General features: G+C 72.7%; 20 protein-coding genes. 15 read left to right on the forward strand and 5 right to left on the reverse strand.

Annotated elements, in window-relative coordinates; translation table 11 throughout:
- Positions 1-76 precede the first annotated feature (76 nt).
- Both ABFY07_RS13890 and hflX read left to right on the forward strand, forming a co-directional pair.
- Entirely contained in the window at positions 77-1669 is a 1593-nt protein-coding gene (locus ABFY07_RS13890; protein WP_346174793.1) for a M1 family metallopeptidase, read from the forward strand.
- A 116-nt stretch (positions 1670-1785) separates the two neighbouring features.
- Positions 1786-3294 carry a GTPase HflX gene (hflX, locus tag ABFY07_RS13895; RefSeq protein ID WP_346174794.1) on the forward strand — a complete coding sequence of 503 codons (1509 nt, stop codon included), beginning with the start codon at positions 1786-1788 and terminating at the stop codon, positions 3292-3294.
- A gap of 68 nt (positions 3295-3362) precedes the next feature.
- Here the strand turns inward: hflX and ABFY07_RS13900 are convergent, their stop codons facing one another.
- Entirely contained in the window at positions 3363-4589 is a 1227-nt protein-coding gene (locus ABFY07_RS13900; RefSeq protein ID WP_346174795.1) for a trypsin-like serine peptidase, read from the reverse strand.
- 236 nt (positions 4590-4825) lie between these two features.
- Between ABFY07_RS13900 and ABFY07_RS13905 the strand changes: the two genes are divergently transcribed.
- The 3 genes from ABFY07_RS13905 to ABFY07_RS13915 all read left to right on the forward strand — a co-directional run bounded on the left by ABFY07_RS13905 (position 4826) and on the right by ABFY07_RS13915 (position 9873).
- Positions 4826-7012: an IucA/IucC family protein gene (locus tag ABFY07_RS13905; protein ID WP_346174796.1), complete on the forward strand. Its 2187-nt coding sequence runs from the start codon at positions 4826-4828 to the stop codon at positions 7010-7012.
- Positions 7013-7061: 49 nt separating this feature from the next.
- Positions 7062-7760, forward strand: coding sequence for a GNAT family N-acetyltransferase (locus tag ABFY07_RS13910; protein WP_346174797.1), 699 nt, complete (start codon positions 7062-7064; stop codon positions 7758-7760).
- Between the two features lie 112 nt (positions 7761-7872).
- Complete coding sequence (locus ABFY07_RS13915) at positions 7873-9873, forward strand: ATP-dependent DNA helicase (RefSeq protein ID WP_346174798.1); 2001 nt, start codon at positions 7873-7875, stop codon at positions 9871-9873.
- A gap of 95 nt (positions 9874-9968) precedes the next feature.
- Here ABFY07_RS13915 and lexA read toward each other — a convergent pair whose 3' ends face one another.
- The gene (gene lexA / locus ABFY07_RS13920) at positions 9969-10772 is read right to left on the reverse strand and encodes a transcriptional repressor LexA (RefSeq protein ID WP_065965347.1); all 804 of its coding nucleotides are present in this window, start codon (positions 10770-10772) and stop codon (positions 9969-9971) included.
- Positions 10773-11203: 431 nt separating this feature from the next.
- On the opposite strand from lexA, the gene nrdR reads away from it, so the two are divergent.
- From nrdR to ABFY07_RS13935, 3 genes are all read left to right on the forward strand, one after another.
- Positions 11204-11725, forward strand: a complete 522-nt coding sequence (gene nrdR, locus ABFY07_RS13925; RefSeq protein WP_346174799.1) for a transcriptional regulator NrdR — start codon at positions 11204-11206, stop codon at positions 11723-11725.
- Between the two features lie 110 nt (positions 11726-11835).
- Entirely contained in the window at positions 11836-14703 is a 2868-nt protein-coding gene (locus ABFY07_RS13930; RefSeq protein ID WP_346174800.1) for a vitamin B12-dependent ribonucleotide reductase, read from the forward strand.
- A 209-nt stretch (positions 14704-14912) separates the two neighbouring features.
- Positions 14913-15518 (forward strand): YdbC family protein, encoded by a 606-nt coding sequence (locus ABFY07_RS13935; protein WP_346174801.1) that lies wholly within the window; start codon positions 14913-14915, stop codon positions 15516-15518.
- A gap of 46 nt (positions 15519-15564) precedes the next feature.
- Here ABFY07_RS13935 and ABFY07_RS13940 read toward each other — a convergent pair whose 3' ends face one another.
- Positions 15565-16188 carry a TetR/AcrR family transcriptional regulator gene (locus ABFY07_RS13940; RefSeq protein WP_245738232.1) on the reverse strand — a complete coding sequence of 208 codons (624 nt, stop codon included), beginning with the start codon at positions 16186-16188 and terminating at the stop codon, positions 15565-15567.
- Positions 16189-16289: 101 nt separating this feature from the next.
- Here ABFY07_RS13940 and ABFY07_RS13945 point away from each other — a divergent pair, with 101 nt between their 5' ends.
- From ABFY07_RS13945 to ABFY07_RS13965, 5 genes are all read left to right on the forward strand, one after another.
- Complete coding sequence (locus ABFY07_RS13945; RefSeq protein ID WP_346174802.1) at positions 16290-17900, forward strand: ABC-F family ATP-binding cassette domain-containing protein; 1611 nt, start codon at positions 16290-16292, stop codon at positions 17898-17900.
- 9 nt (positions 17901-17909) lie between these two features.
- The gene (locus ABFY07_RS13950; protein ID WP_346174803.1) at positions 17910-18584 is read left to right on the forward strand and encodes a histidine phosphatase family protein; all 675 of its coding nucleotides are present in this window, start codon (positions 17910-17912) and stop codon (positions 18582-18584) included.
- Positions 18581-19471: an ADP-ribosylglycohydrolase family protein gene (locus ABFY07_RS13955; RefSeq protein WP_346174804.1), complete on the forward strand. Its 891-nt coding sequence runs from the start codon at positions 18581-18583 to the stop codon at positions 19469-19471. Before ABFY07_RS13950 ends, ABFY07_RS13955 begins: the two co-directional genes overlap by 4 nt.
- Before the next feature lie 182 nt (positions 19472-19653).
- Positions 19654-20355, forward strand: a complete 702-nt coding sequence (locus ABFY07_RS13960; RefSeq protein ID WP_346174805.1) for a ribonuclease HII — start codon at positions 19654-19656, stop codon at positions 20353-20355.
- A 60-nt stretch (positions 20356-20415) separates the two neighbouring features.
- Positions 20416-21069, forward strand: coding sequence for a hypothetical protein (locus ABFY07_RS13965; RefSeq protein ID WP_346174806.1), 654 nt, complete (start codon positions 20416-20418; stop codon positions 21067-21069).
- 12 nt (positions 21070-21081) lie between these two features.
- Here the strand turns inward: ABFY07_RS13965 and ABFY07_RS13970 are convergent, their stop codons facing one another.
- Together ABFY07_RS13970 and ABFY07_RS13975 are read right to left on the reverse strand one after the other, a co-directional pair.
- Positions 21082-21705, reverse strand: coding sequence for a hypothetical protein (locus ABFY07_RS13970; protein ID WP_346174807.1), 624 nt, complete (start codon positions 21703-21705; stop codon positions 21082-21084).
- Positions 21706-21923: 218 nt separating this feature from the next.
- Positions 21924-24113, reverse strand: a complete 2190-nt coding sequence (locus ABFY07_RS13975) for a RecQ family ATP-dependent DNA helicase (protein WP_346174808.1) — start codon at positions 24111-24113, stop codon at positions 21924-21926.
- A gap of 109 nt (positions 24114-24222) precedes the next feature.
- Between ABFY07_RS13975 and ABFY07_RS13980 the strand changes: the two genes are divergently transcribed.
- Positions 24223-25551, forward strand: coding sequence for a DUF4192 domain-containing protein (locus tag ABFY07_RS13980; RefSeq protein ID WP_346174809.1), 1329 nt, complete (start codon positions 24223-24225; stop codon positions 25549-25551).
- 117 nt (positions 25552-25668) lie between these two features.
- Positions 25669-26430, forward strand: coding sequence for an NUDIX hydrolase (locus tag ABFY07_RS13985; protein ID WP_065965359.1), 762 nt, complete (start codon positions 25669-25671; stop codon positions 26428-26430).
- Positions 26431-26448 lie beyond the last annotated feature (18 nt).

The raw sequence follows: 26448 nt of genomic DNA on the forward strand, positions 1-26448 counted from the left end.
CGCGCGGTTGCCCCGTACGAGTGGACTTGAGCCGTGCCGCCGTCCGCTTGCGACCGGGCGTTGATAGCCGTAGGGCATGCTGCCTTCCCCGAGGGGCCGCCCCTCGTCAGCCCGGCGCGCCCGACGCCGCAGGACCGCCGCCGCGGCCGCCGCGATGACCGCCGCCCTCGTCGCGTTCTGCCCTTCCTCCGCCGCGGGGCCGGTGACCGCGGCCGACCCGCCGCCCCCGGTCCCCCGGGGCATCGGCGACCGGCTCTTCCCGTACCTCGGCAACCCGGGCTACGACGTCACGGCGTACGACATCGCCCTGCGCTACCACGACAACGACCGGCCGCTGGACGCCGTCACCACCCTCAGGGCCCGGGCCACCGCCCCGCTGAGTACCTTCAACCTCGACTTCGCGCACGGCACCGTGCGCTCGCTGCGGGTCGACGGCAGGCCCGCTCGGTTCGCCCGCGCGGGGGAGGACCTCGTCGTCACCCCGGCCCGCCCCGTACGGGACGGCGCTCCCTTCGTCGTCACCGTCGCGCACACCAGTGACCCGAGCGGCAGCGGCGGCGGCTGGGTCCGCACCCGCGACGGGCTGGCGATGGCCAACCAGGCCGACGCCGCCCACCGCGTCTTCCCCTGCAACGACCACCCCTCCGACAAGGCGCGTTTCACCTTCCGCGTCACCGCCCCCGCGAACCTCACCGTGGTCGCGGGCGGCACCCCCCTGGGGCGCACCCGCGAGGGCGGCGGCATCACCTGGCGATACCGGCTGGCCCACCCCATGGCCACCGAACTGGCGCAGATCTCCATCGGCCGTTCGGCCGTACTGCACCGCACCGGCCCCGGCGGGCTGCCGGTGCGCGACGTGGTGCCGGCGGCGGACCGTGAGCGCCTGGCCACGTGGCTCCGGCGCACACCGGGCCAGTTGGAGTGGATGGAGAAGAAGGTCGGCCCCTACCCCTTCGAGACGTACGGGGTGCTGATCGCCAGGGCCAGGACCGGCTTCGAGCTGGAGACCCAGACGCTCTCCCTCTTCGAGAGCGGCCTGTTCACCACCTCGGGGATGCCCTCGTGGTACATCGAGTCGATCATGGTGCACGAGCTGGCGCACCAGTGGTTCGGAGACAGCGTCAGCCCGCGCCGCTGGACCGACCTGTGGCTCAACGAGGGCCACGCCACCTGGTACGAGGCGCTGTACGGGGACGAGCGCGGGAAGATGCCGCTCGAGAGGCGGATGCGCCTCGCCTACCAGCAGTCCGACGCCTGGCGCGCCGCCGGCGGCCCGCCCGCCGCCCCCGCGCCCGCCGACCCCGACCAGCAGATCGGTATCTTCCGCCCGATCATGTACGACGGCAGCGCCCTGGTGCTGTACGCGCTGCGGCAGCGGATCGGGCCCGCCGCGTTCGAGCGGCTGGAGCGCCGATGGGTGCGGCGGTACCACGACGGCGTGGCCTCGACCGCCGACTTCGTCCGACTGGCGTCCCAGGTGGCGGGCCGCGATCTGAACGGCTTCCTGCGGCCGTGGCTGTACGGGAGGACGACGCCGAGGATGCCGGGGCACCCCGGCTGGAAGCCCGAGGCCGCCCCCTCCGGGCAGGGCGTGACGGAAGCCGGCGGAAAGGCCGGTGGAGGGGCCGACGGAAAAGCCGACGGAAAGGCGGACGGGAAACCCGGGTGACGGCCCGGCCGCCGCGTGCGACCATCGTCAGGTCGGCGCCGCGGCCGGTGGCCGGGAATGCTCCGGGCCCGCCGCGCGTTGCCGAAGTGACGGAACCCAACGACGTAAGGATCGATTTGACCCACTCCTCTTCCCTTCCGCAGGACCGGCAGCGCTTCGCCTTCGCCGAGAGCCTTCGGGCCGACGCCCTGATGGAAGAGGACGTCGCCTGGAGTCACGAGATCGACGAGGAGCGTGACGGCGACCAGTACGACCGCTCCGAGCGTGCCGCGCTGCGGCGCGTCGTGGGCCTGTCCACCGAGCTCGAGGACGTCACCGAGGTCGAGTACCGGCAGCTGCGCCTGGAGCGCGTGGTGCTGGTCGGCGTCTGGACGTCCGGCACGGTGCAGGACGCGGAGAACTCCCTGGCGGAGCTGGCCGCGCTCGCGGAGACCGCCGGCGCCCTCGTGCTCGACGGGGTCATCCAGCGGCGCGACAAGCCGGACCCGGCCACGTACATCGGTTCCGGCAAGGCCCAGGAGCTGCGCGACATCGTGATCGAGACCGGTGCGGACACCGTCGTGTGCGACGGTGAGCTGAGCCCCGGCCAGCTGATCCACCTGGAGGACGTCGTCAAGGTCAAGGTGGTGGACCGCACCGCCCTGATCCTCGACATCTTCGCCCAGCACGCCAAGTCCCGAGAGGGCAAGGCGCAGGTCTCCCTGGCCCAGATGCAGTACATGCTGCCGCGGCTGCGCGGCTGGGGTCAGTCGCTCTCCCGGCAGATGGGTGGCGGTGGCTCCGGCGCGGCGGGCGGCGGGATGGCCACTCGCGGACCCGGTGAGACCAAGATCGAGACCGACCGGCGCCGCATCCGCGAGAAGATGGCGAAGATGCGCCGGGAGATCGCGGACATGAAGACCGGCCGCGACATCAAGCGGCAGGAGCGCAAGCGCCACAAGGTGCCCTCGGTCGCCATCGCCGGATACACCAACGCGGGCAAGTCCTCGCTGCTCAACCGACTGACCGGCGCGGGCGTGCTGGTGGAGAACGCGCTGTTCGCCACCCTTGACCCGACCGTGCGCCGGGCCGAGACGCCCAGCGGGCGGCTGTACACCCTCGCGGACACCGTCGGCTTTGTGCGGCACCTGCCGCACCACCTGGTCGAGGCGTTCCGCTCCACCATGGAGGAGGTCGGCGACGCCGATCTGATCCTCCACGTGGTGGACGGCTCCCACCCGAACCCGGAGGAGCAGCTGGCCGCCGTTCGTGAGGTGATCCGGGATGTCGGCGCGGTCGCCGTGCCGGAGATCGTCGTGATCAACAAGGCGGACATGGCGGACCCGCTGGTGCTGCAGCGGCTGCTGCGCGTCGAGCAGCGCGCCATCGCGGTGTCGGCCCGCACCGGGCAGGGCATCGATGAGCTGCTCGGGCTGATCGACGCCGAGTTGCCGCGGCCGCAGGTCGAGATCGAGGCGCTGCTGCCGTACACGCAGGGCAAGCTCGTCGCGCGCACCCACGCCGACGGCGAGGTGATCTCCGAGGAGCACACCCCGGAGGGCACCCTGCTCAAGGCGCGGGTCCACGAGGAGCTGGCCGCCGAGCTGCGGCGGTTCGTACCGGCCGCCGCCCCGGCGCAGAGCTAGCGACCAACCCCTTCCACGGCGAAGGCCCGCCCCCGGGAGACCGGGGGCGGGCCTTCGCCATCTGCGCCCTACTGGTTGGCGAACTTCTTGCTGACCGCGTTGTACACGGCCTTGGCCTCGGGGCCGAGGTGCGGACCCGCCAGCCAGGTGGCGTTGGACGGGCCGATCGAGGTGTTCGACACCAGCGCCGGCTTGCCGGCGGAGCCGGTCGCGACCCAGCCGCCGCCGGACGAGCCCGCGGTCATGGTGCAGCCGATGCGGTACATGGTCGGCTGCTTGGCGTCCAGCGAGAGCCTGCCCGGCTTGTCCGTGCACTGGTTCATCTTCTGGCCGTCGAACGGCGGGGCGGCCGGGTAGCCCGTGGCCGTGATCTCGCTGATGGACTTCATCGCCGGGGCGTTGAAGTTGACCGGCAGCGCGCCGCCGACCGTCTCCTCGAGCGACTTGCCGCCGGCGGTCTCCGGCTTCACGTGCAGCACCGCGAAGTCGTACGGGGCGCCCTTGCCGCCGATGGCCGCGCCGTTGTCTATCCACTGCGAGGAGGTCTGTGCCCAGTCGGCCCACCAGACACCCTTCGGCGCCAGCTGCTCCTTGGTGGCGTTCTCCAGCTCGGCGGCCGACTTGCCGGCGTCGTTGTACGACGGGACGAACATCAGGTTCTTGTACCAGCCGCCGCCCTTGCCCGCGTGGACGCAGTGGCCCGCGGTCCACACCAGGTTGGACTTGCCCGGGTGTGCAGGGTCCTGCACGACGGTGGCGGAACAGACCATCGAGCCCTCGGGGCCGTCGAAGAAGACCTTGCCCGCCTCCGGCACGCTGGTGCTGTAGGGGCTCGCGACCTCCTTGGCCTTGACCGGCTGGGGGTCGGGGTCGGTGACGCCCTGGTCGCCCGAGATGTCGTTGTCGTCGACCGGGGTGTCGGGCTCCTGAGCCTCCTTCATCCGGTCCGGCTTCCAGAGGTCCTTGATGATCGGGTTGATGAAGTCGCCGGCCTCACGCAGCCAGTCGTCCTTGTCCCACTTGTTCCAGGCGCCGTTCTTCCACTTGTCCAGGTCGATCCCGAGCTCCTTCAACTTGTCGTTGAGGTTGTCGGGAAGGGTGACGTCGGACGCGTTCTGCGACGAGGAGGCGCTCGGCTCGGACCCCGCGTTGTCGTCCGAGGGGCCGCACGCCGTGGCGGTCAGCGCCAGCACCGAGGCAATGGCCGCGGCGGCCAGCACGGGGGAGCCGCTGCGGGCACGCAGCGCCCTCCACCTGGAGCTTGGCCGGGAGGCAGGCTGGCGATTGGGTGACATGGGCGGAACTCCCCCTGACGTTCTGGGCTGCTCTGAGTACTGCTGTGAAATTGTCATGCACCGCCCCGTCGACGGGACGGCCCCCACTATGCCGGTGCCGGCTACGACGGCCGAAGCCGGGTCCATGGTTCCCGGCGGTGTGGATCTTCCGCTTGCCCGTGATCCCGCGCCCCGCCCGTCGTTGGTACGTGCGGGGGACAGGCGAAAGGCGTTCAGCAGCAGGAGGACCGACAGCCGTGCCCGCACCCGACATGCCGCACTCTCCCGGGGAACCCCACCCGCAGCTCCCGCCGGCCCCGCGGCCCGCCGCCGTGCCGACCCGGACCGACGAGCCGGCGGCCGTCCCGCGGCAGGGCCGCCGCGTCGACGACACCCCCGGCGGCCGGACCCCGGCGGACCGCCCGGACCCGCTGGCCGACGCCCCCCGCGCCATGCCGCCCGACGGCCTCGACGCCCCCCTGCACCACCCCACCCGGCTGGCCCACCACGACCCCCTCCACCACCCCAAGCCGCTGGTGCACCCCGGCCCTCAGGCCCATGCCGCTCCCCTGGTCCATGCCGACCCTGTGGTCCGTGCCGATCCTGTGGTCCACGCCGACCCTCTGGTCCATGCCGACCCTGTGGTCCGTGCCGATCCGCTGGGCCACCTCGACCCGTGGGACCATCCGGACCCCTGGACCGCCGCGGACGCCTGCGCCACCGAGAACCTGCTGCGCTGCTGGGTGCGCGAGAGCGGCGCCGTGTCCCATGCCCCCGGCCACGGCACGCTGCGCATCCCGCTCCGGGCCGCCGGCACCGCCCTGTCCGTGCCCGTGCGTCACTGGTCCGCCACTGGATGGCACCGCTTCGGCCGACCCGTGCTCGACGGCGGTCCCCAGGCCGCACCCGCCCTCGACGCGGTCACTCTCGCCGCCCTCCTCGGCCGGGAGGTGGCGCACGGCGCCGAGTGGCCCGGCGCCCCGGCGCGGATCACCGAACTCGTCGGCCGGGTCGCGGACTCCGTACGACGCACCGCCCAATTCCTGTCCCGTCGGCGAGCGGCACCGGCCGACCCCGTGACGGACACCCCCTTTCTGGTCGCCGAACAGTCCCTTCTCCTCGGACATCCCCTCCATCCCACGCCCAAGAGCCGCGAGGGGCTCTCCGACACCGAATCGCCCGTCTTCTCACCGGAGTCGCGCGGCTCCTTCCCTCTCCACTGGATCGCCGTCGACACATCCGTCCTGGCCTGCGACTCGGCCTGGACCGAACGCGGCCGGACCGTGCCCGCCGAGCGGCTGGCCCTCTCGATCGCGGGCCCGGACCCCGAACGGCCGCCCGGTACCGTGCCCTTGCCGCTGCACCCCTGGCAGGCCCGGGAGATCCGGTACCGCCCGGACGTCGCCGCGCTCTTCGACGCCGGGCTGCTGCACGACCTGGGGCCGGCCGGCGAGCCCTGGCACCCCACCTCCTCTCTCCGCACCGTCTACCGGACCGGCGCCCCCGTGATGCTCAAGCTGTCGCTCGCCGTGCGGATCACCAACTCCCGCCGTGAGAACCTCCGCAAGGAGCTGCGGCGCGGCGTCGAGATGCACCGGCTACTGCGCAGCGGCCTGTCCGGGCAGTGGCGCGCGGCCTGCCCGGGGCGCCCCGGCTTCGACGTCGTCCGCGACCCCGCCTGGCTCGCGGTCGACAAGCCCGACGGGACCCCGCTGAGCGGACTCGACGTCGTCATCCGGCACAACCCGTTCGGCCCGGGTGACGAGGCCGTGTGCCTGGCCGGCCTCACCTCCCCGCGCCCCTGGGCGGACCGGAGGACGATGTGCTCACGGCTCGCCCGGATCATCGCCCGGATCGCCGCCCGCACCGGCCGCCGCCCGGCAACCGTCGGCGTGGAGTGGTTCCTCCGCTATCTGCACACCGTCGTCCGGCCCGTGCTCTGGCTGGACGGCGAGGCCGGTATCGCCTTGGAGGCCCATCAGCAGAACACCCTGGTGCTGCTCGACCCCGACGGCTGGCCGGCCGGCGGCCGCTACCGTGACAACCAGGGCTACTACTTCCGCGAGTCCCGGCGGGCGGACCTCGAGCGGCGGCTGCCCGGTCTCGGCGCCCACAGCGACACGTTCGTCCACGACGAGGTGGCCGACGAACGCTTGGCCTACTACCTCGGGGTCAACAACATCCTCGGTCTGATCGGCGCGTTCGGCTCCGAGCGGCTCGCCGACGAGCGCCTTCTGCTGGCCGCGCTCCGCCGTTTCCTCGCCGAGGCCGCGTCCGGCCCCGCGAAGACGCGCTCCACACTGCCCTCCCGACTTCTCGAGACGCCCACCCTGCGCTGCAAGGCCAACTTGCTCACCCGGCTGCGTGGTCTGGACGAACTCGTGGGCCCGGTGGACACCCAGTCCGTCTACGTCACCATCGCCAACCCCCTTTCCGGCCTGTGACGGCATGACATCCACGACGCACCGATAACGACGAGAGGAGAGCGTCGCCATGCCGCCCACCGACTCCGGCACCAGCTCCGGCGCCGAGGACGACACCCTGGACATGCGGCCCTCCGAGGAACCCCCCGCGCGCCTCGCCGAGGAGCACCTCGCCGGGCCCACGGCGCCGGGTCGGCCGGACCTCCTCGACCAGGTCGCCCAGTGGGGGCCCGCCGGCACCGTGGTGGGCGCCTTCCAACTCGTGCCCGTCCACCTCGAGCGCGATGTCGAACTCATCGCCCGATGGATGAACGACCCGGCCGTGTCCGCCTTCTGGGAACTGTCCGGCCCGGACGAGACCACCGCGCGTCACCTGCGCGCCCAGCTCGACGGCGACGGCCGCAGCGTGCCCTGCCTGGGTGTTCTGGACGGGGTGCCGATGAGCTACTGGGAGGTCTACCGCGCCGACCTCGACCCCCTCGCCCGGTACTACCCGGCCCGCCCGCACGACACCGGTCTCCACCTGCTCATCGGCCGGGTGCGCGACCGGGGCCGCGGTATCGGCACGGCCCTGCTGCGCGCCGTCGCCGATCTGGTCCTCGACCGGCGCCCGTCCTGCGGTCGGGTGGTCGCCGAGCCGGATCTGCGGAACACCCCCTGCGTGGCCGCCTTCCTCGGCGCCGGCTTCCGTCTCTCCGCCGAGGTGCGGCTGCCCGGCAAACACGCGGCCCTCATGATCCGGGATCGCACCCTGCGCCACCTCCTGTGATCGGCCGGCGCCTGTTCGCGCCTCTGTCTTCCATACACCGCCCGCCCCGTTCAGGTTCCCGCGCCAGGAGTACGCCCGTGATGTCAGTGCCGCCGCGTAGGCTGACAGTCCTATGACTGCATCGTCCCCGCCTCCACTCGCCGACCTGCTGCACGCCGCCGTCACCGCCGTCGGCGGCACCGAGCGCCCCGGCCAGATCGCCATGGCCGAAGCCGTAGCCGAGGCGATCGACGACAATTCCCATCTCCTGGTCCAGGCCGGCACCGGCACCGGAAAGTCCCTCGGCTATCTGGTGCCCGCCCTCGCACACGGCGAGCGTGTCGTGGTCGCGACGGCCACCCTCGCCCTGCAGCGTCAGCTCGTCGAGCGGGACCTGCCGCGCACCGTCGACGCCCTGCACCCGCTGCTGCGCCGCCGACCCGAGTTCGCCATGCTCAAGGGCCGCTCCAACTACCTGTGCCTGCACCGGCTCCACGAGGGCGTGCCGCAGGAGGACGCGGACGGGGAGGCCGGGCTGTTCGACCCGTTCGAGGCCGCCGAGCCCACCAGCAAGCTGGGCAAGGACCTGCTGCGGATGCGCGACTGGGCCGATGAGACCGAGACGGGCGATCGCGACGATCTGACCCCCGGCGTCTCCGACCGGGCCTGGGCGCAGGTCTCCGTCTCCTCCCGGGAATGTCTCGGCGCGTCCAAGTGCGCGTACGGCGCCGAATGCTTCGCGGAGGCCGCCCGGGAGCGGGCCAAGCTGGCCGAGGTCGTCGTCACCAACCACGCCCTGCTGGCCATCGACGCCATCGAGGGCGCGCCCGTCCTGCCGAGCCATGAGGTGCTGATCGTCGACGAGGCCCATGAGCTCGTCTCCCGGGTCACCGGGGTCGCCAGCGGCGAGCTCACCCCGGGCCAGGTCAACCGCGCCGTGCGGCGCGCCGCCAAGCTGGTCAATGAGAAGGCGGCGGACGCCCTGCAGACCGCCGCCGAGACCTTCGAGCGGCTCATGGAGCTGACGCTGCCCGGCCGCCTCGAGGAGATCCCGGAAGATCTCGGCTATGCCCTGATGGCGCTCCGCGACGCCGCTCGTACGGTCATCTCGGCGCTGGGCGCCACCCGTGACGCCTCGGTCCAGGACGAGGACGCGGTGCGCAGGCAGGCTCTGGCCTCTGTGGAGAACATCCACCAGGTGGCCGAGCGCATCGTCGACGGGTCCGAGTACGACGTCGTCTGGTACGAGCGACACGACCGTTTCGGCGCCTCGCTGCGTGTCGCGCCGCTGTCGGTGTCCGGGCTGCTGCGCGAGAAGCTCTTCGAGGACCGCTCCGTCGTTCTGACCTCCGCCACCCTCAAGCTCGGCGGCGATTTCAACGGGGTGGCGGCGTCGCTCGGGCTCTCGCCCGAGGGCGTCCGGGACTCCGAGGAGGAGGGCGCGGCACCCCCCTGGAAGGGGCTCGACGTCGGCTCGCCCTTCGACTACTCCAAGCAGGGGATTCTCTACGTCGCCAAGCACCTCGCCCAGCCCGGCCGCGAGGGCAGCCGCTCGGACATGCTCGACGAGCTCGCCGAGCTGGTGGAGGCCGCGGGTGGCCGGACGCTCGGGCTCTTCTCCTCGATGCGGGCCGCCCAGGCGGCCGCGGAGGAGCTGCGCGGCCGCCTTGACATGCCCATCCTGCTTCAGGGCGAGGAGACCCTCGGGGAGCTGATCCGTACGTTCGCGGCCGACGCCCGCACGTGTCTGTTCGGCACGCTCTCGCTCTGGCAGGGCGTCGATGTGCCCGGTCCGAGCTGCCAGCTGGTGGTGATGGACCGGGTGCCGTTCCCGCGCCCCGACGACCCGCTGATGAGCGCCCGCCAGAAGGCCGTGGAGCAGGCCGGCGGCAATGGGTTCATGGCGGTCGCGGCGACGCATGCCGCCCTGCTGATGGCGCAGGGGGCGGGTCGGCTGGTGCGCGCCTCCGGGGACCGCGGCGTCGTCGCCGTGCTCGACCCGCGGGTCGAGCGGGCTCGCTACGGCTCCTTCCTGCGCAAGTCCATGCCGGACTTCTGGTACACGACCGACCGCAATCAGGTGCGGCGCTCGCTGGCCGCCATCGACGCCGCCGCCAAGGCGGCCGAGGCGTAGCCGAGCGCGGACACAGCAGGGCCCCGGAACCGGCGCAGTGGTCCCGGGGCCCGGTCGCTGGGCGCGGAGGATCGGCGCGCCTGGAGCCGCCCTGCTCAGATCCGGCGCAGCACCGCGACCACCTTGCCCAGGATGGTCGCCTCGTCGCCGGGGATCGGCTGGTACGCGGCGTTGTGCGGGAGCAGCCACACATGGCCGTCCTCGCGCTTGAAGCGCTTGACCGTCGCCTCTCCGTCGAGCATCGCCGCCACGATGTCACCGTTCTCCGCGACGGGCTGGCGGCGCACCGTCACCCAGTCGCCGTCACAGATAGCGGCCTCGATCATGGAGTCGCCGACCACCTTGAGGACGAACAGCTCACCGTCGCCGACGAGCTGGCGCGGGAGCGGGAAGACGTCCTCGACCGACTCCTCGGCGAGGATGGGGCCACCGGCCGCGATCCGGCCGACGAGGGGAACATACGACGCGGCGGGCTTGCCGGTGGTGTCCGGCGGCTGGGTGCTGGGCTGGTCGGAGCCGCGCACCTCGTACGCCCGGGGCCGGTGCGGGTCGCGCCGCAGGAACCCCTTGCGCTCCAGCGCCATGAGCTGATGGGCGACGGACGAGGTGCTGGAGAGGCCCACCGCCTGACCGATCTCACGCATGGACGGCGGGTAGCCGCGCCGCTGCACGGAGTCGCGGATGACCTCGATGACACGCCGCTGCCGATCGGTCAGCCCGGAGCTGTCCGCCCGGATTCCTGGAGGTCGGCCGGGTAGGGAACGCGTGGGCTTCTGCCCCTCCGGGTTCGTGGCTGCGTCATTCATCGGGTGGCCCTGGTTCATCGCGTGCGTGTGTTCGAGTCGGCTCTGGGAGCGCTCCTGGGCGGTGATGGTGGCGCTCTCTGTGGTGGTTGTCACGACGGCCCCTCTCGAGATGTTCTCCCTAGTAGGGCAACGGTAGTTGCTTTCGAAAGGTTGCGCCAAACACACGTTCGAGTGAAATTTCGCAGATGAGCTGACGTGATCACAAGGTTCGGTGTATGGGGCGGTTGGTTCGGTGGCCTGCGGCGCGGGGCCCAGTGTGTCACCCTCACCCCCGTGGCGCGGCGACCGGTCGGCTTCGCGTAGTCTCGTGCCTGCTCGCGGATCGGGACACGCCGTCGCTGCGGTTGGATGCCAGACACCACATCTAGTGGTTTGATGGATCTCAGCCACCCACAGGTTGTGGTCCTCGGTTATTCAGGGCCGAGCGCTTCGCCTATGCTTGTGGCCGCTTCGAGAAGCCCGCGAGGGCTGGTCGAGGCATGTCAGCCATGCGTCGTTCTTGAGGGTGAGGAGGGTTCGGAGTCATGCACTGCCCCTTCTGCAGGCACCCCGACAGCCGAGTCGTCGACAGCCGGACCACCGACGACGGTTGTTCGATTCGCAGGCGCCGCCAGTGCCCCGACTGCTCGCGCCGCTTCACGACCGTGGAGACCGCGTCACTGATGGTGATCAAGCGGAGCGGGGTCACCGAGCCCTTCAGTCGCGACAAGGTCATCTCCGGGGTGCGCAAGGCGTGCCAGGGCCGCCCGGTCACCGAGGACGCCCTGGCCAAGCTCGGCCAGCAGGTGGAGGAGGCCGTACGGGCCACCGGCAGCGCGGAGCTGTCCACCCACGACGTGGGGCTGGCCATACTCGGTCCGCTCCAGGAGCTCGACCTCGTCGCTTACCTCCGCTTCGCCTCCGTCTACCGCGCCTTCGACTCCCTCGAGGACTTCGAGGCCGCGGTCACGGAGCTGCGCAACCAGCAACGGCCTCCCGCGAACGACCGCGGGCCCGGCGCCGACGGGGACGCGGAGGTCCCCGCGCCCGCCACCGCCGCCGACTGACGCGGCGGTCAAGGCCTGCCGGGGCGCGATGCCCCGGATGAACGACACAACACCGTGCCATGGGAAGAAAAGGGCACATCAGGGCGTTTTCGCCCGTACAGGGAGGCGGAATGACAGAGACGACGAGCGGCCCCGCACGAGGCTCCCGCTCCAAGGGAAGCAAGGCGGCCAAGGGACTGCGTATCGAGCGCATCCACAGCACCCCCGGCGTGCACCCGTACGATGAGGTCGTCTGGGAGCGCCGTGACGTCGTCATGACCAACTGGCGCGACGGTTCGGTCAACTTCGAACAGCGTGGCGTCGAGTTCCCCGACTTCTGGTCGGTGAACGCGGTCAACATCGTCACCAGCAAGTACTTCCGTGGCGCGGTGGGCTCCCCGGACCGGGAGTCCAGCCTGAAGCAGCTCATCGACCGGGTGGTGCGCACCTACCGCCAGGCCGGCGAGGACAACGGCTACTTCGCCTCTCCCGCGGACGCCGAGATCTTCGACCACGAGCTCACCTACGCCCTGCTGCACCAGGTCTTCAGCTTCAACTCCCCGGTGTGGTTCAACGTCGGCACCAAGCAGCCGCAGCAGGTCAGCGCCTGCTTCATCCTCTCCGTCGACGACTCCATGGAGTCGATCCTCGACTGGTACAAGGAAGAGGGGATGATCTTCAAGGGCGGCTCCGGGGCCGGCCTGAACCTCTCCCGCATCCGCTCCTCCAAGGAGCTGCTCTCCTCCGGCGGCAACGCCTCCGGTCCGGTCTCCTTCATGCGTGGCGCCGACGCCTCCGCCGGAACGATCAAGTCGGGCGGCGCGACCCGCCGGGCCGCCAAGATGGTCGTCCTCGACGTCGACCACCCGGATGTCGAGGCCTTCATCGAGACCAAGGTGAAGGAGGAGGAGAAGATCCGCGCCCTGCGCGACGCGGGCTTCGACATGGACCTGGGCGGCGATGACATCACGTCCGTCCAGTACCAGAACGCCAACAACTCGGTCCGGGTGAACGACACGTTCATGAAGGCCGTGGAGTCCGGCTCGAAGTTCGGGCTGCGCGCCCGTATGAGCGGCGAGATCCTCGAAGAGGTCGACGCCAAGTCACTCTTCCGCAAGATGGCCGAGGCGGCTTGGGCCTGCGCCGACCCGGGCATCCAGTACGACGACACGATCAACCACTGGCACACCTCGCCGGAGACGGGCCGGATCACCGCCTCCAATCCCTGCAGCGAGTACATGCACCTGGACAACTCCTCGTGCAACCTGGCCTCGCTCAACCTGATGAAGTTCCTCGACGACGACGGCGCGGGCCACCAGCGCTTCGACGCCGAGCGCTTCGCCAAGGTCGTCGAGCTCGTCATCACCGCGATGGACATCTCCATCTGCTTCGCGGACTTCCCGACCGAGAAGATCGGCGAGACCACCCGCGCCTTCCGCCAGCTGGGCATCGGCTACGCCAACCTCGGCGCGCTCCTGATGGCCACCGGCCACGCCTACGACAGCGACGGCGGCCGGGCCCTGGCCGGGGCGATCACCTCGCTGATGACCGGCACCTCCTACAAGCGCTCCGCCGAGCTGGCGGCGGTCGTCGGCCCGTACGAGGGCTACGCCCGCAACGCCGACGCCCACAAGCGCGTCATGAGGCAGCACTCGGACGCCAACGCCGCCGCCAAGCGCGTGGACGACCTGGACACCCCGGTGTGGGCCGCGGCCACCGAGGCCTGGCAGGACGTGATCCGCCTCGGTGAGAAGAACGGCTTCCGCAACGCCCAGGCGTCGGTGCTCGCGCCGACCGGCACCATCGGCCTGATGATGGACTGCGACACCACCGGCATCGAGCCCGACCTCGCGCTGGTCAAGTTCAAGAAGCTCGTCGGCGGCGGCTCGATGCAGATCGTGAACAACACGGTCCCGAAGGCGCTGAAGCGGCTCGGCTACCAGCCGGAGCAGGTCGAGGCGATCGTCGCCCACATCGCCGAGCACGGCAACGTGATCGACGCGCCGGGCCTGAAGCCCGAGCACTACGAGGTGTTCGACTGCGCGATGGGCGAGCGGTCCATCTCGCCGATGGGCCATGTGCGGATGATGGCCGCGGCCCAGCCCTTCCTGTCGGGCGCGATCTCCAAGACGGTCAACATGCCGGAGTCGGCCACCGTCGAGGAGATCGAGGAGATCTACTTCGAGGGCTGGAAGCTGGGTCTGAAGGCGCTGGCGATCTACCGGGACAACTGCAAGGTCGGCCAGCCGCTCTCCGCCAAGAAGAAGGAGGAGAAGCCCGTCGAGCAGGCCGAGCCCGAGGCCGAGAAGGTCGTCGAGTACCGCCCGGTCCGCAAGCGCCTCCCCAAGGGGCGCCCCGGCATCACGACCTCCTTCACGGTGGGCGGAGCCGAGGGCTACATGACGGCGAACTCCTACCCGGACGACGGTCTGGGCGAGGTCTTCCTGAAGATGTCCAAGCAGGGTTCGACCCTCGCGGGCATGATGGACGCCTTCTCGATCGCCGTCTCGGTCGGTCTGCAGTACGGCGTGCCGCTGGAGACCTACGTCTCGAAGTTCACCAACATGCGCTTCGAGCCGGCCGGTATGACGGACGACCCGGACGTGCGGATGGCGCAGTCGATCGTCGACTACATCTTCCGCCGGCTGGCGCTGGACTTCCTGCCCTTCGAGACCCGCTCGGCGCTCGGCATCCACTCCGCCGAGGAGCGCCAGCGCCACCTGGAGACCGGTTCGTACGAGCCGGCTGAGGACGAGGTGGACGTCGAGGGCCTGGCACAGTCGGCCCCGCGCCACCTGGAGGCCCCGCAGGCCGCCACGTCCAAGCCGCGCGCCGTCGCCCCGGCGCCGAAGCAGGCCCACAGCTCCACGGAGCTCGCCGAGATCCAGTTCGGGCTGAACGCCGACGCGCCGCTGTGCTTCTCCTGCGGGACGAAGATGCGCCGGGCGGGCAGCTGCTACCTGTGCGAGGGCTGCGGCTCGACCAGCGGCTGCAGCTGATCACCGCCCCTCGCGGGTGAGCCCCTGAGGCGGGGTCCGGGCTTCGGCCCGGGCCCCGCCTCTGCCGTTCCCCCTGCGCTGTCCCCGAGCGGGTGCGCGGGGCGTACGGCCGCGCCGGGACTCGAACGTGCTGCCGCGGGGCGACCCCTGCGCGGCCGGACTCCTTCGGCCCGTGATGCGGGCCACCTTCGGGGCCGTACGATAGCGCGGTGCTGGTCAAGTGGATTCGCTGCACCGTGGTGGACCGCCGCGGTTTCGAGCGGGGGCAGCGGAAGTGGGCGGGGTTGCCCGGCGAACCGGGATTCCGGGGGCAGGGCGGTGGCTGGAGCCGGGGGCGGCCGAATGTGGCGCACGTCTTCGCGTTCTGGGAGAGCAGGGCGTTCTACGACTCCTTCATGGCGCGCTCGCACGACCGCCTGGCGGCCGCGCAGTCCGGCACGTACAGAGACATGCAGGTGCGGCTGTTCGAGCACCGCTTCGATGTGAAGGTGGGGTTCCAGCCGCGGTTCACCGACGCGGACGTGGTGCGGGTGGCTCACTGCCGGGTGCACGCGGAGCGGGTGGAGCACTTCACGCTCATGCAGGAGAAGGTGTGGAATCCGGCGATGGCCGGGTCGCCGGGGATGCTGCGCGGGGTGTTCGGGGAGGCGCCCGGCAATGAGTTCCTCGTGCTGTCGTTGTGGGATTCGGCCGCCGAGCACGGCAAGTACCGGGCGGAGCGGGTGGAACGGCTCGCGCTGCGTGCGCAGACCGAAGCGGACGTGGCGGCGATCGCGGGGGACGTGGTGGGGGTCGAGCCCTCCTGGACGGTGTGAGGCGCGACCGGCGCCTGTCGTCGGCGGCCGGGGCCGTGTGGCGCGCTCAGGGGGCGGGGGAGTAGGCGCCCGCCCGGACCGCGGCGGCGACCGCGGCGGCGCACTGGTCGGCCAGCGCCGTGTCGATGGGCTCTCGGGTGATGAAGACCCGGAAGAACAGCGGGGCCGAGACGGCGCGCACGACCGCCGCGGCGTCGGTGTCCGCCGGGGCCTCGCCGCGGTCGACGGCCCGCGCGACCACGGCCGCGCAGCGGGAGAACCGTTCGGCGTAGAAGTCGTGGAGGGCCGCCGCGGCGCGCTCGGACTGGAACGCGGCGGCGATGAAGGCGGAGGGCGCGGCGGCCGACGAGGCGTCGGCGAAGGTGTCGGTGACCTCGCGGGCGAGGGCCCGCAGGTCGCTGTCGAGGCCCCCGGTGTCGGGCGGCGTCCAGGTGTCCTCGCCGGCCAGGTCCAGCGCGTCGGCGAGCAGCTCCTCGACGCTGCCCCACCTGCGGTACAGGGTCGTCTTGTGGACTCCGGAGCGCTCGGCGACGTATTCGACGGTCAGCCCGGGATAGCCGTGCTCGGCGAGTCCGGTGAGCACGGCGTCGCGGACGGCGGCGCGGGTGCGGGCGGTGCGCCCGCCGGGGCGGACGGTGCCGGGGGCGTGGGCGGCGGACTCCGAAGGCAATTGCAACTCCAGTTGTGTTAGTGGGTTTGCTGTGTCATGATCAGGGTAATGCAACTGTAGTTGTGTTTACTTGGGGTGTCCGCCTGTTCGGAGGTTCGCTTTTGCCCACTCAGATCTCGCTGCGCGGTGTGACCCTCTCCCGCGGGGAGCGCCTGCTGCTCGACGGGGCGTCGTTCTCCGTACGGCCCGGTGAGCGGGTCGGCATCGTGGGGGAGAACGGAGCGGGCAAGTCCACACTGTTGCGATTGCTCTCCGGGACCGAACGGCCCGATGACGGCACCGTCGTCACAGTGGCCGACGGCGGGATCGGCCACCTCGCCCAGACGCCGGAGCTGCCCCCGGACCGCACGGTCCGCGACGCGGTGGACGCGGCCCTGGCCGAGCTGCGCGCCATGGAGCGCGGGCTGCGCGAGCTGGAGGAGCGCCTCGACTCGGCCGGACGCGACACCCTCTCCGCCTATGGCGACCTGCTCACCGCCTTCGAGGCCCGTGGTGGCTACGAGGCGGACGCCAGGGTGGACAAGGCCCTGCACGCCCTGGGGCTGGCCCACATCGCCCGGGACCGGTGCCTGGGCAGCCTCTCGGGCGGCGAGCAGGCCCGGCTGGGGCTGGCCTGCCTGATCGCCGCCGCTCCAGAGGTGATGCTGCTCGACGAGCCGACCAACCACCTCGACGACGGGGCGCTCACCTGGCTCGAGGACGCCCTGCGGGCACACCCCGGCACGGTCGTCGCGGTCTCCCACGACCGTGTCTTCCTGGAGCGGGTGGCCACCACGATCGTCGAGGTGGACGCGGACCGGCGCGCCCTGGTGCGCTACGGAGGCGGGTACGCCGGGTTCCTGGCCGAGCAGGCCGCCGCCCGGCGCCGCTGGGAGCAGACCTACGAGGAATGGCGGGCGCAGACGACCGAGCTGGCCGAGGCGGCCACGACCGTCGCCCGGCGCGTGGCCCCCGGCCGGGCCATGAAGGACGGCAACAAGATGGCGTACGACCGGGACAAGGGGCGGGTGCAGTCCTCGGTCTCCAGCCGGGTGCGCAACGCGCAGGAGCGCCTGCGCAGGCTCCTGGCGGACCCGGTGCCGCGTCCTCCCGAGCCCCTGCGGTTCGCGGTCCGCCCGGAGACGGGCACGGCGGAGGGGGTCCTCATCGGCCTCGACCGGGTGCGGGTGGGTGACCGGCTGGCGGTGGACGGGCTCACCGTCGCCGCGGGCGAGCGCCTGCTGGTCCACGGGGCCAACGGGGCGGGGAAGTCCACCCTGCTGAAGGTCATGGCCGGAGTCCTGGCACCGGAGACGGGCACCGTGGTGCGCCGGGGCCGCATCGGCTACCTCGCTCAGGAGATACCCGTCACCCGCCCCGGGGAGCGGCTGTCGGAGGCGTTCGGGCGCGGGATACCGGGGGGTCCCGAGGACCACGCGGCGCTGCTGTTGTCCTTCGGGCTCTTCCGCGAGCGCGACCTGGCGGTACCGGTGGGGGCGCTCTCGGCCGGCCAGCGGCGACGCCTCGCGCTGGCCCGGCTGCTGGCCCGCCCGGCGGATCTGCTGCTGCTCGACGAGCCGACCAACCACCTCGCCCTCGGCCTCGTGGAGGAGTTGGAGCAGGCTCTGGCGGCGTGGACCGGCGCGCTGGTGGTGGTCTCGCACGACCGGCTGCTGCGCCGCCGGTTCACCGGCCGCCTGTGCGAGATACGCGCGGGCAGGCCCGTGGCCTAGGGTGGCCGCATGGCACGACCCCGGCGCATCGTTCTCGTACGGCATGGCGAATCGGAGGGGAACGTCGATGACTCGGTGTACGAGCGGGTGCCCGACCACGCTCTGGGACTGACGGAGGCAGGGCGGCGGCAGGCCGCGGAGGCGGGAAAGCGGCTGCGCGAGACCTTCGCCGACGAGCGGGTCTCGGTCTACGTGTCGCCGTACCGGCGCACCCACCAGACCTTGGAACTGCTCGGCCTCGACCCGGCGCGCACCCGCGTCAGGGAGGAGCCGAGGCTGCGCGAGCAGGACTGGGGAAACTGGCAGGACCGGGAGGACGTCCGCAAGCAGAAGGCCTACCGGGACGCCTACGGCCACTTCTTCTACCGCTTCGCCCAGGGCGAGTCGGGTGCCGACGTCTACGACCGCGTGGACGCCTTCCTGGAGAGCCTGTGGCGCAGCTTCGAGGACCCCGCCCACCCGCCGAACGTGCTGCTGGTGACCCACGGACTGACCATGCGGCTGTTCTGCATGCGGTGGCTGCACTGGACCGTCGCGGAGTTCGAGTCGCTGTCCAACCCGGGCAACGGCGAGACGCGGGCCCTGCTGCTCGGCTCCGACGGGCGCTACCATCTCGACCGGCCCTTCGAGCGCTGGTGCGTCCCCGAGCCGTACGGCCTCACCAGTTGGAGTGCGAGGCGATGACCGGCGACCGATTCCAGCGGGCCCTGCGGAGCCTGCACGGCCTGGCCGTGGGCGACGCCCTCGGCTCCCAGTTCTTCGTGCCCGCCAACTATCCGCTGCTGGGGCGGCGCGAGCTGCCGCCGGGCGCCTGGCAGTGGACCGATGACACCGAGATGGCCGGCTCCGTGCTGGCCGTCCTGGTCGCCCACGGCCGTATCGACCAGGACGCGCTCGCCCGGTCCTTCGCCGAGCACCACGACTTCGACCGGGGCTACGGGCCCGCGGTGAACCGGATGCTGAGGCTGATCAGAGAGGGCGGCGACTGGCGGGAGCTGGCCGCGGGGCTCTTCCAGGGGCAGGGCTCTTGGGGCAACGGCGCGGCCATGCGGATCGCGCCACTGGGCGCCTGGTACGCGGGCGACCCGGAGCAGGCCTCCCACCAGGCGGAGATCTCCGCGTACACCACCCACCAGCACCGGGAGGCCGTGGCGGGAGCGATGGCGGTGGCCGCGGCGGCGGCGCTGGCCGCCGACCCGGCGGGCGCCGGTGGGCCCGAGGCCCTGCTGGACCAGGTGATCTCGCTCGTCCCGCGCAGCGCCGTCCAGGCGGGGCTGCGTCGCGCCCGCGACATGCTCGACTACGCGGACGCGGGGACCGTCGCCGCGGTGCTCGGCTGCGGCCGCCGCACCAGCGCGCACGACACCGTGCCCTTCGCCCTGTGGGCGGCGGCCCGGCACCTCGGCGCCTTCGAGGAGGCGTTCTGGACGACCGCTCAGGTGGGCGGGGACGTGGACACCAACTGCGCCATCGTCGGGGGCGTGATCGCGGCCGGGGCGGGCGGCGCGCCGCCGGGCGAGTGGCAGGACCGCACCGAGCCGCTCCCCGGCTGGGTCCCGACCTCGGGATGACCGGCCCCGACACCGGCTGACACCCCGTGCCACCTCGATCTTCGCCCCGGCGAGCGACCCGTCGGCCGAACCGCTCGACAGCGGTGTCGCGTTGAGCGGGGCGGCCCGCGAAGCCGGTCGCGGGCCGCCAGGCGGAACCCGGTGCACGCGTGGTGCCCGGGCGGCGTAATCTGGTCCTCGCCATGGCCTACGAACCGCCCACTCATCGCGTCGAGCGCTCGCTCCGCGCCACCACAGGAGCCAAGATCGTCGTCGGGATCGACGAGGTCGGGCGTGGGGCCTGGGCCGGCCCGGTGACGGTCTGCGCGGCGGTCACCGGACTGCGGCGGCCGCCGGCCGGGCTCACCGACTCCAAGCTGCTGAGCCCGAAGAAGCGCACGGCCCTCGCCGGTGAGTTGGAGACGTGGGTCACCTCGTACGCCCTGGGACACGCCTCTTCGGAGGAGATCGACGCCCTGGGGATGACGGCAGCCCTCCGGCTCGCCGCCACTCGCGCGCTCGACGGGCTGCCCGTGCGCCCCGACGCCGTGATACTCGACGGGAAGTACGACTACCTGGGCGAGCCCTGGAAGGTACGCACCGTCATCAAGGGCGACCAGTCCTGCGTGGCCGTCGCCGCGGCCTCGGTGATCGCCAAGGTCCGGCGGGACGCGCTGATGGCCGAACTGGGAGCCGCCCACGCGGACTTCCGCTTCGGCGACAACGCCGGGTACCCGTCACCCGTGCACCGCGCCGCCCTGACGAAGCTCGGCCCCACCCCCTACCACCGGCTGTCCTGGTCCTATCTGGACGGTCTGCCCCGCTGGCGGCACCTCAAGCGGGTCCGCAGCGTCCCTGAACCAGCCGACGCGGAGGATTACGCCCAACTCGGCTTCGACTTCTGAACGGACTTTTCCACCCACCCGCCGATGCGACTCGCACCGACGTTTGATAGACATCACCCCATGCCTCTCATCCCCGAGGAGCCTCAGATTCACGAGAGTGTCCCGGGTCCTCGCGCGACACCGGCCGCAGGCCGCACCGCGCCGACCCCTCGTCCCGTCCCTGGTCCCGGCCCCCGGCCCGCCCCTCGGCGGCCCGGCAGCCCCGGGCCCAACCGCGGCTCCGCCGCGACCCCCATGACCCCGGCGCAGCGCACCGCGGGTGACGCGGCGAAGCCCGGCCCTCCCGCCGCGCCCAAGCCCGCCCCGCCAGCCGCCTCCGCGCCGGCCGGTCCGCAGATCCAGCTGATCCCCGCCTCGCCGGAGGGGGCCCTGGACGCGGCGGACGAGGCCGTCGACCTGCTGCTGGACTCCGGCCGCGCGCCCGGCGAGATCCTGGTGCTGACCACCGGGGAGCAGCATCCGTGGGCGGCCCACGAGCTCTCCTTCGGCGAGGCGTCGTACTGGGAGCAGCAGGACGCCGGTGACGACGTCTTCTACGCCGCTGCTACGGCCCGCCGCGTCACGTCCCGCCCGGTCGTGGTGATGGCGGTCAACGGGGGAGCCGACGACGCCGTCGCCCGCGCGCTGCCCGAGGCCACCCGCCGCGCCGGAACGCTGCTGATCGTCTGCGGGGACCCCCAGCGCGTCAACGCCCACATCACCGCGGGCGTCTGACCGCGGGGCCGCTCACACGGCCGCGGAGCGGCGCAGCGCCTCGCGCGCCTCGCCGCGGGGGTGCGGCACGGCCGCCGTGACGCCGTCACCGGTGGCGGTGCCGACGCCGAGGCGGCTGCGGAGGGAGGCGGAGTGCGGCCGGCGGCCGCCCCGCCCCTCGCCGAGCACCTGCCAGCCCGAGCGGGTCAGCGTGATGTAGGCACCGCAGCGCAGGCCGTGCAGGGTGCAGGCGTCGCGCAGGCCCCACATCCAGGCGCCGTCCTCCTCCGTCCACTGGCTCTCGCCCTCTCGGCAGTAGAGCAGCACGGCGGTGCGGACGGGCGTGCGGCGCCGCAGGTCGTGCGGGATGACCCGGCGCAGCTGGGCCAACAGCGCGTTCCGGAATTCCCAGCCGTCGGCGGCCGAGGAGCCGCGCCGGGTGAATGAGGCACTGGCCGCCAGCCGCTCCTCCGGGTCGAGGACCGCGACGACGGCCGTCGACGGTGTCGGCAGATGGCGGCTGTGCAGGCCGGTGACGACCTCACGCGGATTGCGCAGCAGCGGGATACCGGCGGCGGCCCACTCGGCGGGTTCGAGCAGCCTGCCCAGGCGGGAAACGGGGTCGGTGGCCGGCGGCGGAGCGAAGCCGAAGGTCATGGCCCTCCCTTCGTCTGCGCGCCCACGGTCCGTGCGAAGGTCGGGCACGGGCGCACGCCACGACCTGGCTCCGGCGCACCACGGGTGGCCCGGGAGCGGCGAACTGCTTCAATTCTCGCGGTCGTACAGGCGCGCGGCAACGAGCAATTGGCGCGGCTGACCGGTTTGCGCCGGTGCGCGGTCAATATTCCGCGCACCCCTCCCACCTGCGGCGGCGGTCATCCCTGCACGGCGAGAACCAGGGGGAAGACCGCCTCCGCGCCGGCCCGGCGGAGCAGCCGGGCGGCCACCGCCAGCGTCCACCCGGTGTCCGCCATGTCGTCGACGAGGAGCACCGGCCCCGCGGCCCGCTCCAGCGCCGCGGCCAGCGCGGGCGGCACGGTCAGCGCCCCGTGCAGCGCCCGCAGCCGCTGCGCGCTGTTGGTACGCGGCACCCGCGTGTCGGCCCCGGCGTCGACATACGAGACGGCGCCGAGCAGGGGCATCCGGCCGACCGAGGCGATCCGCTCGCCCAGTGTCTGGATCAGCCGCGGGCGGGTGTGCGAGGCCACCGTGACCACGCCGACCGGGCGCGCCGGGGCGTCCGGCGCCCCCGACGCCCAGCCGCCGGGCCCCTTGGCCCAGTCGGCGAGCACGGTCACCACCGCGGCGGCCACATCGTCCGGAATCGGCTCATCCGGATTCTGCGGGGCGAGCAGCGGCCGCAGCCGGTTTCCCCAGCCGATGTCGGAGAGACGGCCGAGCGCCCGCCCCGGAGCCGCCTGCTCGCCCACCGGGATCCGGCCCTTCAGCTCCACACCCACCGCGGGCAGCCCGGTCGGCCACATACGGCGCGGCTCCACCTCGACGCCCGGGCGGCCCAACTCTCCGCGCGCCGCCTCCAGAGACGCGGCGGACACCTCGGCCGTGAACCGGGCCCCCGAGCAGTTGTCGCAGCGCCCGCACGGCGCCGCCGCCTCGTCGTCCAGCTGCCGCCGCAGGAACTCCATCCGGCAGCCGGTGGACGAGGCGTAATCCCGCATCGCCTGCTGCTCCGCCTCCCGCTGCCGCGCCACCCACGCGTATCGCTCCGCGTCGTACGTCCAGGGCTGCCCCGTCGCCGTCCAGCCGCCGCGCACCCGCCGCACCACGCCGTCCACATCGAGGACCTTGAGCATGGTCTCCAGGCGCGAGCGGCGCAGATCGACCTGCGGCTCGAGCGCGGGCAGGGACACCGGACGGTCCGCCGCCGCCAGCACGTCGAGCGTGCGGCGCACCTGCTCCTCGGACGGAAAGGCGAGCGAGGCGAAATACCGCCAGATGGCCTCGTCCTCACGGCCCGGCAACAGCAGCACCTCCGCGTGCGCCACGCCGCGCCCGGCCCGCCCGACCTGCTGGTAGTAGGCGATGGGGGAGGAGGGCGAGCCCAGGTGCACCACGAAGCCCAGATCCGGCTTGTCGAAGCCCATGCCCAGCGCGGAGGTGGCCACCAGGGCCTTGACCCGGTTGGCCAGCAGGTCCTCCTCCGCCTGCTGGCGGTCGGCGTTCTCCGTCTTGCCGGTGTACGAGGCGACGGTGTGGCCCCGCTGCCGCAGGAACGCCGCCACCTCCTCGGCGGCGGCGACCGTGAGGGTGTAGATGATCCCGGAGCCGGGGAGCTCGGGGAGGTGGTCGGCGAGCCAGGCCAGCCGGTGAGCCGCGTCCGGCAGCCGCAGCACGCCCAGGCTCAGGCTCTCCCGGTCCAGCGGCCCGCGCAGCACCAGCGCGGGCGAGCCGTCCGCCCCCGCGCCGTCCCTCCCGGGCCCGCCCGTGCCCAGCTGCTCGGCGACGTCCGCGGTCACCCGGGCATTGGCCGTCGCCGTCGTGGCCAGCACGGGCACGCCCGGCGGCAGGTCGGCGAGCATCGTGCGCAGCCTGCGGTAGTCGGGGCGGAAGTCATGGCCCCAGTCGGAGATGCAGTGGGCCTCGTCGACCACCAGCAGGCCGGTGGCCGCGGCGAGCTTGGGCAGCACCTGGTCCCGGAAGTCGGGGTTGTTCAGCCGCTCGGGGCTGACCAGCAGCACATCCACCTCACCGGCGGCCACCTCCGCCTGGATGGTGTCCCACTCCTCAGTGTTGGCGGAATTGATGGTGCGCGCGTGGATACCCGCCCGCGCGGCGGCCTCGACCTGGTTGCGCATCAGCGCGAGCAGCGGGGAGACGATCACCGTCGGGCCCCCGCCGCGCTCGCGCAGCAGGGCGGTGGCGACGAAATACACCGCGGACTTGCCCCATCCCGTGCGCTGCACGACCAGCGCCCGGCGGCGGTCGGCGACCAACGCCTCGATCGCCCGCCACTGATCCTCCCGCAGCCGGGCGGATCCGGAGGGGTCCCCGACCAGACGGGCCAGGACACGGTCGGCCGCGATGCGCAGATCTTCGTCGCTCATGCCCCCATGCAACCCGATCCCACCGACATCGCGCGAACGGGACCCGGGCCTGTGGATAAGGTTATCCACAGGCCTGGCGGGCCTGGCCGGACTGGGAGACCGTCGGGCCATGACCCGACACAACGAAGCGGCCGGCCTGTCCGGCGATGAGCAGATCACCCTCCGCAGCCCGGCCGAGCTCGCCGACGCCCTGCCCTATGTCCTGGGCTTCCATCCGGACGACAGCATCGTGATGATCGCGCTGCACGGCCCACGCGGCCGGTTCGGCGGGCGGCTCAGGCTCGGCATTCCCGAGGCGAGCGAGGAATGGCCGGAGGTCTGCGACCAGCTCGCCGAGTGCCTGGTGACGGGCAGCGAGCGGCGGGCGGGCCGGCCCGACGGGACGGTGCTGTTCCTGTGCCAGGAGCCGGGCGAGGGCGAATCGGGGCAGGACGTGATGGAGCGCCTGCGGCCGCTCGCGCAGCGGCTGCGCACCGCGTGCGGCGGGCTGGAGGTGCCGGTCTTCGAGGCGCTGTGCATCTCCGACGGCAGGTTCTGGTCGTATGTGTGCCCGGACCGGCGCTGCTGCCCGCCGGAGGGCGTCCCGCTCACCCTGCCCGGCACCTCCGTGATGGCGGCGGCCGCCACCTACGCGGGCGTCCATGTGCGCGGGTCGCTGCGCGAGATGGAGGCGAGGCTGGCGCCGCTCGCCCCGCCCAGGGCCGAGGAGCAGGAGCGGGCGCTGGACACGGCGGGCTGCGAACTCGTGCCGAGGATCCTGGGCGGCACGGACTGCGCCGCGGTGCGCGAGGAGACCCTCGTCCTCCTCGGCGGCATGCTGGCCCGGTTCCGCGCCGCGCCGCCGATCGCCGACCAGGTCGCGGCCGACCTCCGCGACGACGGGCTGATCGGCGACCAGGAGGCGGCCGCGGTCATCGTCGGGCTGCAGGACCGGCTGGCGCGCGACCGGGCCGCGCAGTGGATGGAAGGACCCGACGCGGAGCCGGCCCTGCGGTTGTGGCGCGCCCTCTCCCGCCGCTGCGTCGGCTCGTACGCGGAGCACGCCGCGGCCCCGCTCACCCTCGCGGGCTGGGTCGCCTGGTCGATGGGGGACGAGCCCGCGGCGCGCGTCGCGCTCGGCCGAGCGCTGTCCGCCGATCCCCACTACCTGTTCGCCAGGCTGCTCCACCAGGCGTGCAACGAGGGGCTCGACCCGGAGCTGTTGCGCCGCTGTCTGCGCCAGGACCGTGCCGACCGGGCCCTGCAGACCGCGGTGCGCGGCGAGTTGGAGCGCCTCGGGGCCGCTGCGGCCGGAAGGCCCGGCGGACCCGGGAGGCCGGGGCGAGGGCCCGGCGGGCGGGCCAAGAGCCCCAGCGCGCAGGCGGCCCGGCGGCGTCCGGTCGGCCGGACGCGGGCGCGGCGCAGGCCCGGCCGGCGAGGGGCCCGCAGCCGCCCCTGAGCCGCCATCGAGCCGCCGGGCGCCGGGCCGCCGGGGCGGTTCCGTCGCCCTCCCTCCACCATCGACGATCAACCGGAAGGGACTGATTATCGTCAGGCAGACGACTATGATCGCGGCATGCCCTACGATCCAGCGGCCTTCCCGCCTTTCGCCGTCACCGTGGATCTGGTCGTGCTGACCGTCCGGCGGCACGCGCTGTGCGCGCTGGCCGTCCGCCGCGGCGAGCCGCCCTTCCAGGGGCGCTGGGCTCTGCCGGGCGGCTTCGTGCGGGCCGATGAGGACCTCACGGCGGCGGCCGCCAGGGAGTTGGCCGAGGAGACCGGGCTGCTCGTCCACGACCCCGCGGCTCCGGCCTCTCCCAACGCCGCCCACCTCGAACAGCTCGCCACCTACGGGGACCCGAAGCGCGACCCGAGGATGCGGGTGGTGAGCGTCGCGCACCTGGCGCTCGCGCCGGACCTCCCGGCGCCCCGGCCCGGAGGCGACGCGCACAGCGCGCGCTGGGCCCCCGTCGAGTCCCTGCTCGACCAGGACGGGTCCTTCGGCCGCGACGCCGACCTGGCCGCCCCGCTCGCCTTCGACCACGCCCGCATCCTGGCGGACGGGGTGGAGCGTGCCCGCTCCAAGATCGAGTACTCCTCGCTGGCCACCGCCTTCTGCCCCCAGGAATTCACGGTCGGCGAGTTGCGCCGGGTCTACGAGGCGGTGTGGGGGGTGGCCCTCGACCCCCGCAACTTCCACCGAAAGGTCACCGGAACGCCCGGATTCCTGGTGCCCACGGGCGGCACGACGACCCGTCAAGGCGGTCGCCCGGCCCAGCTGTTCCGGGCCGGGGGCGCGACGCTGCTCAATCCGCCCATGCTTCGTCCCGAGGTGTGACAGCCCATGACACGACGA

Source organism: Streptomyces sparsogenes subsp. cuspidosporus (genome assembly GCF_039532705.1).
GTDB lineage: Bacteria > Actinomycetota > Actinomycetes > Streptomycetales > Streptomycetaceae > Streptomyces > Streptomyces sparsogenes.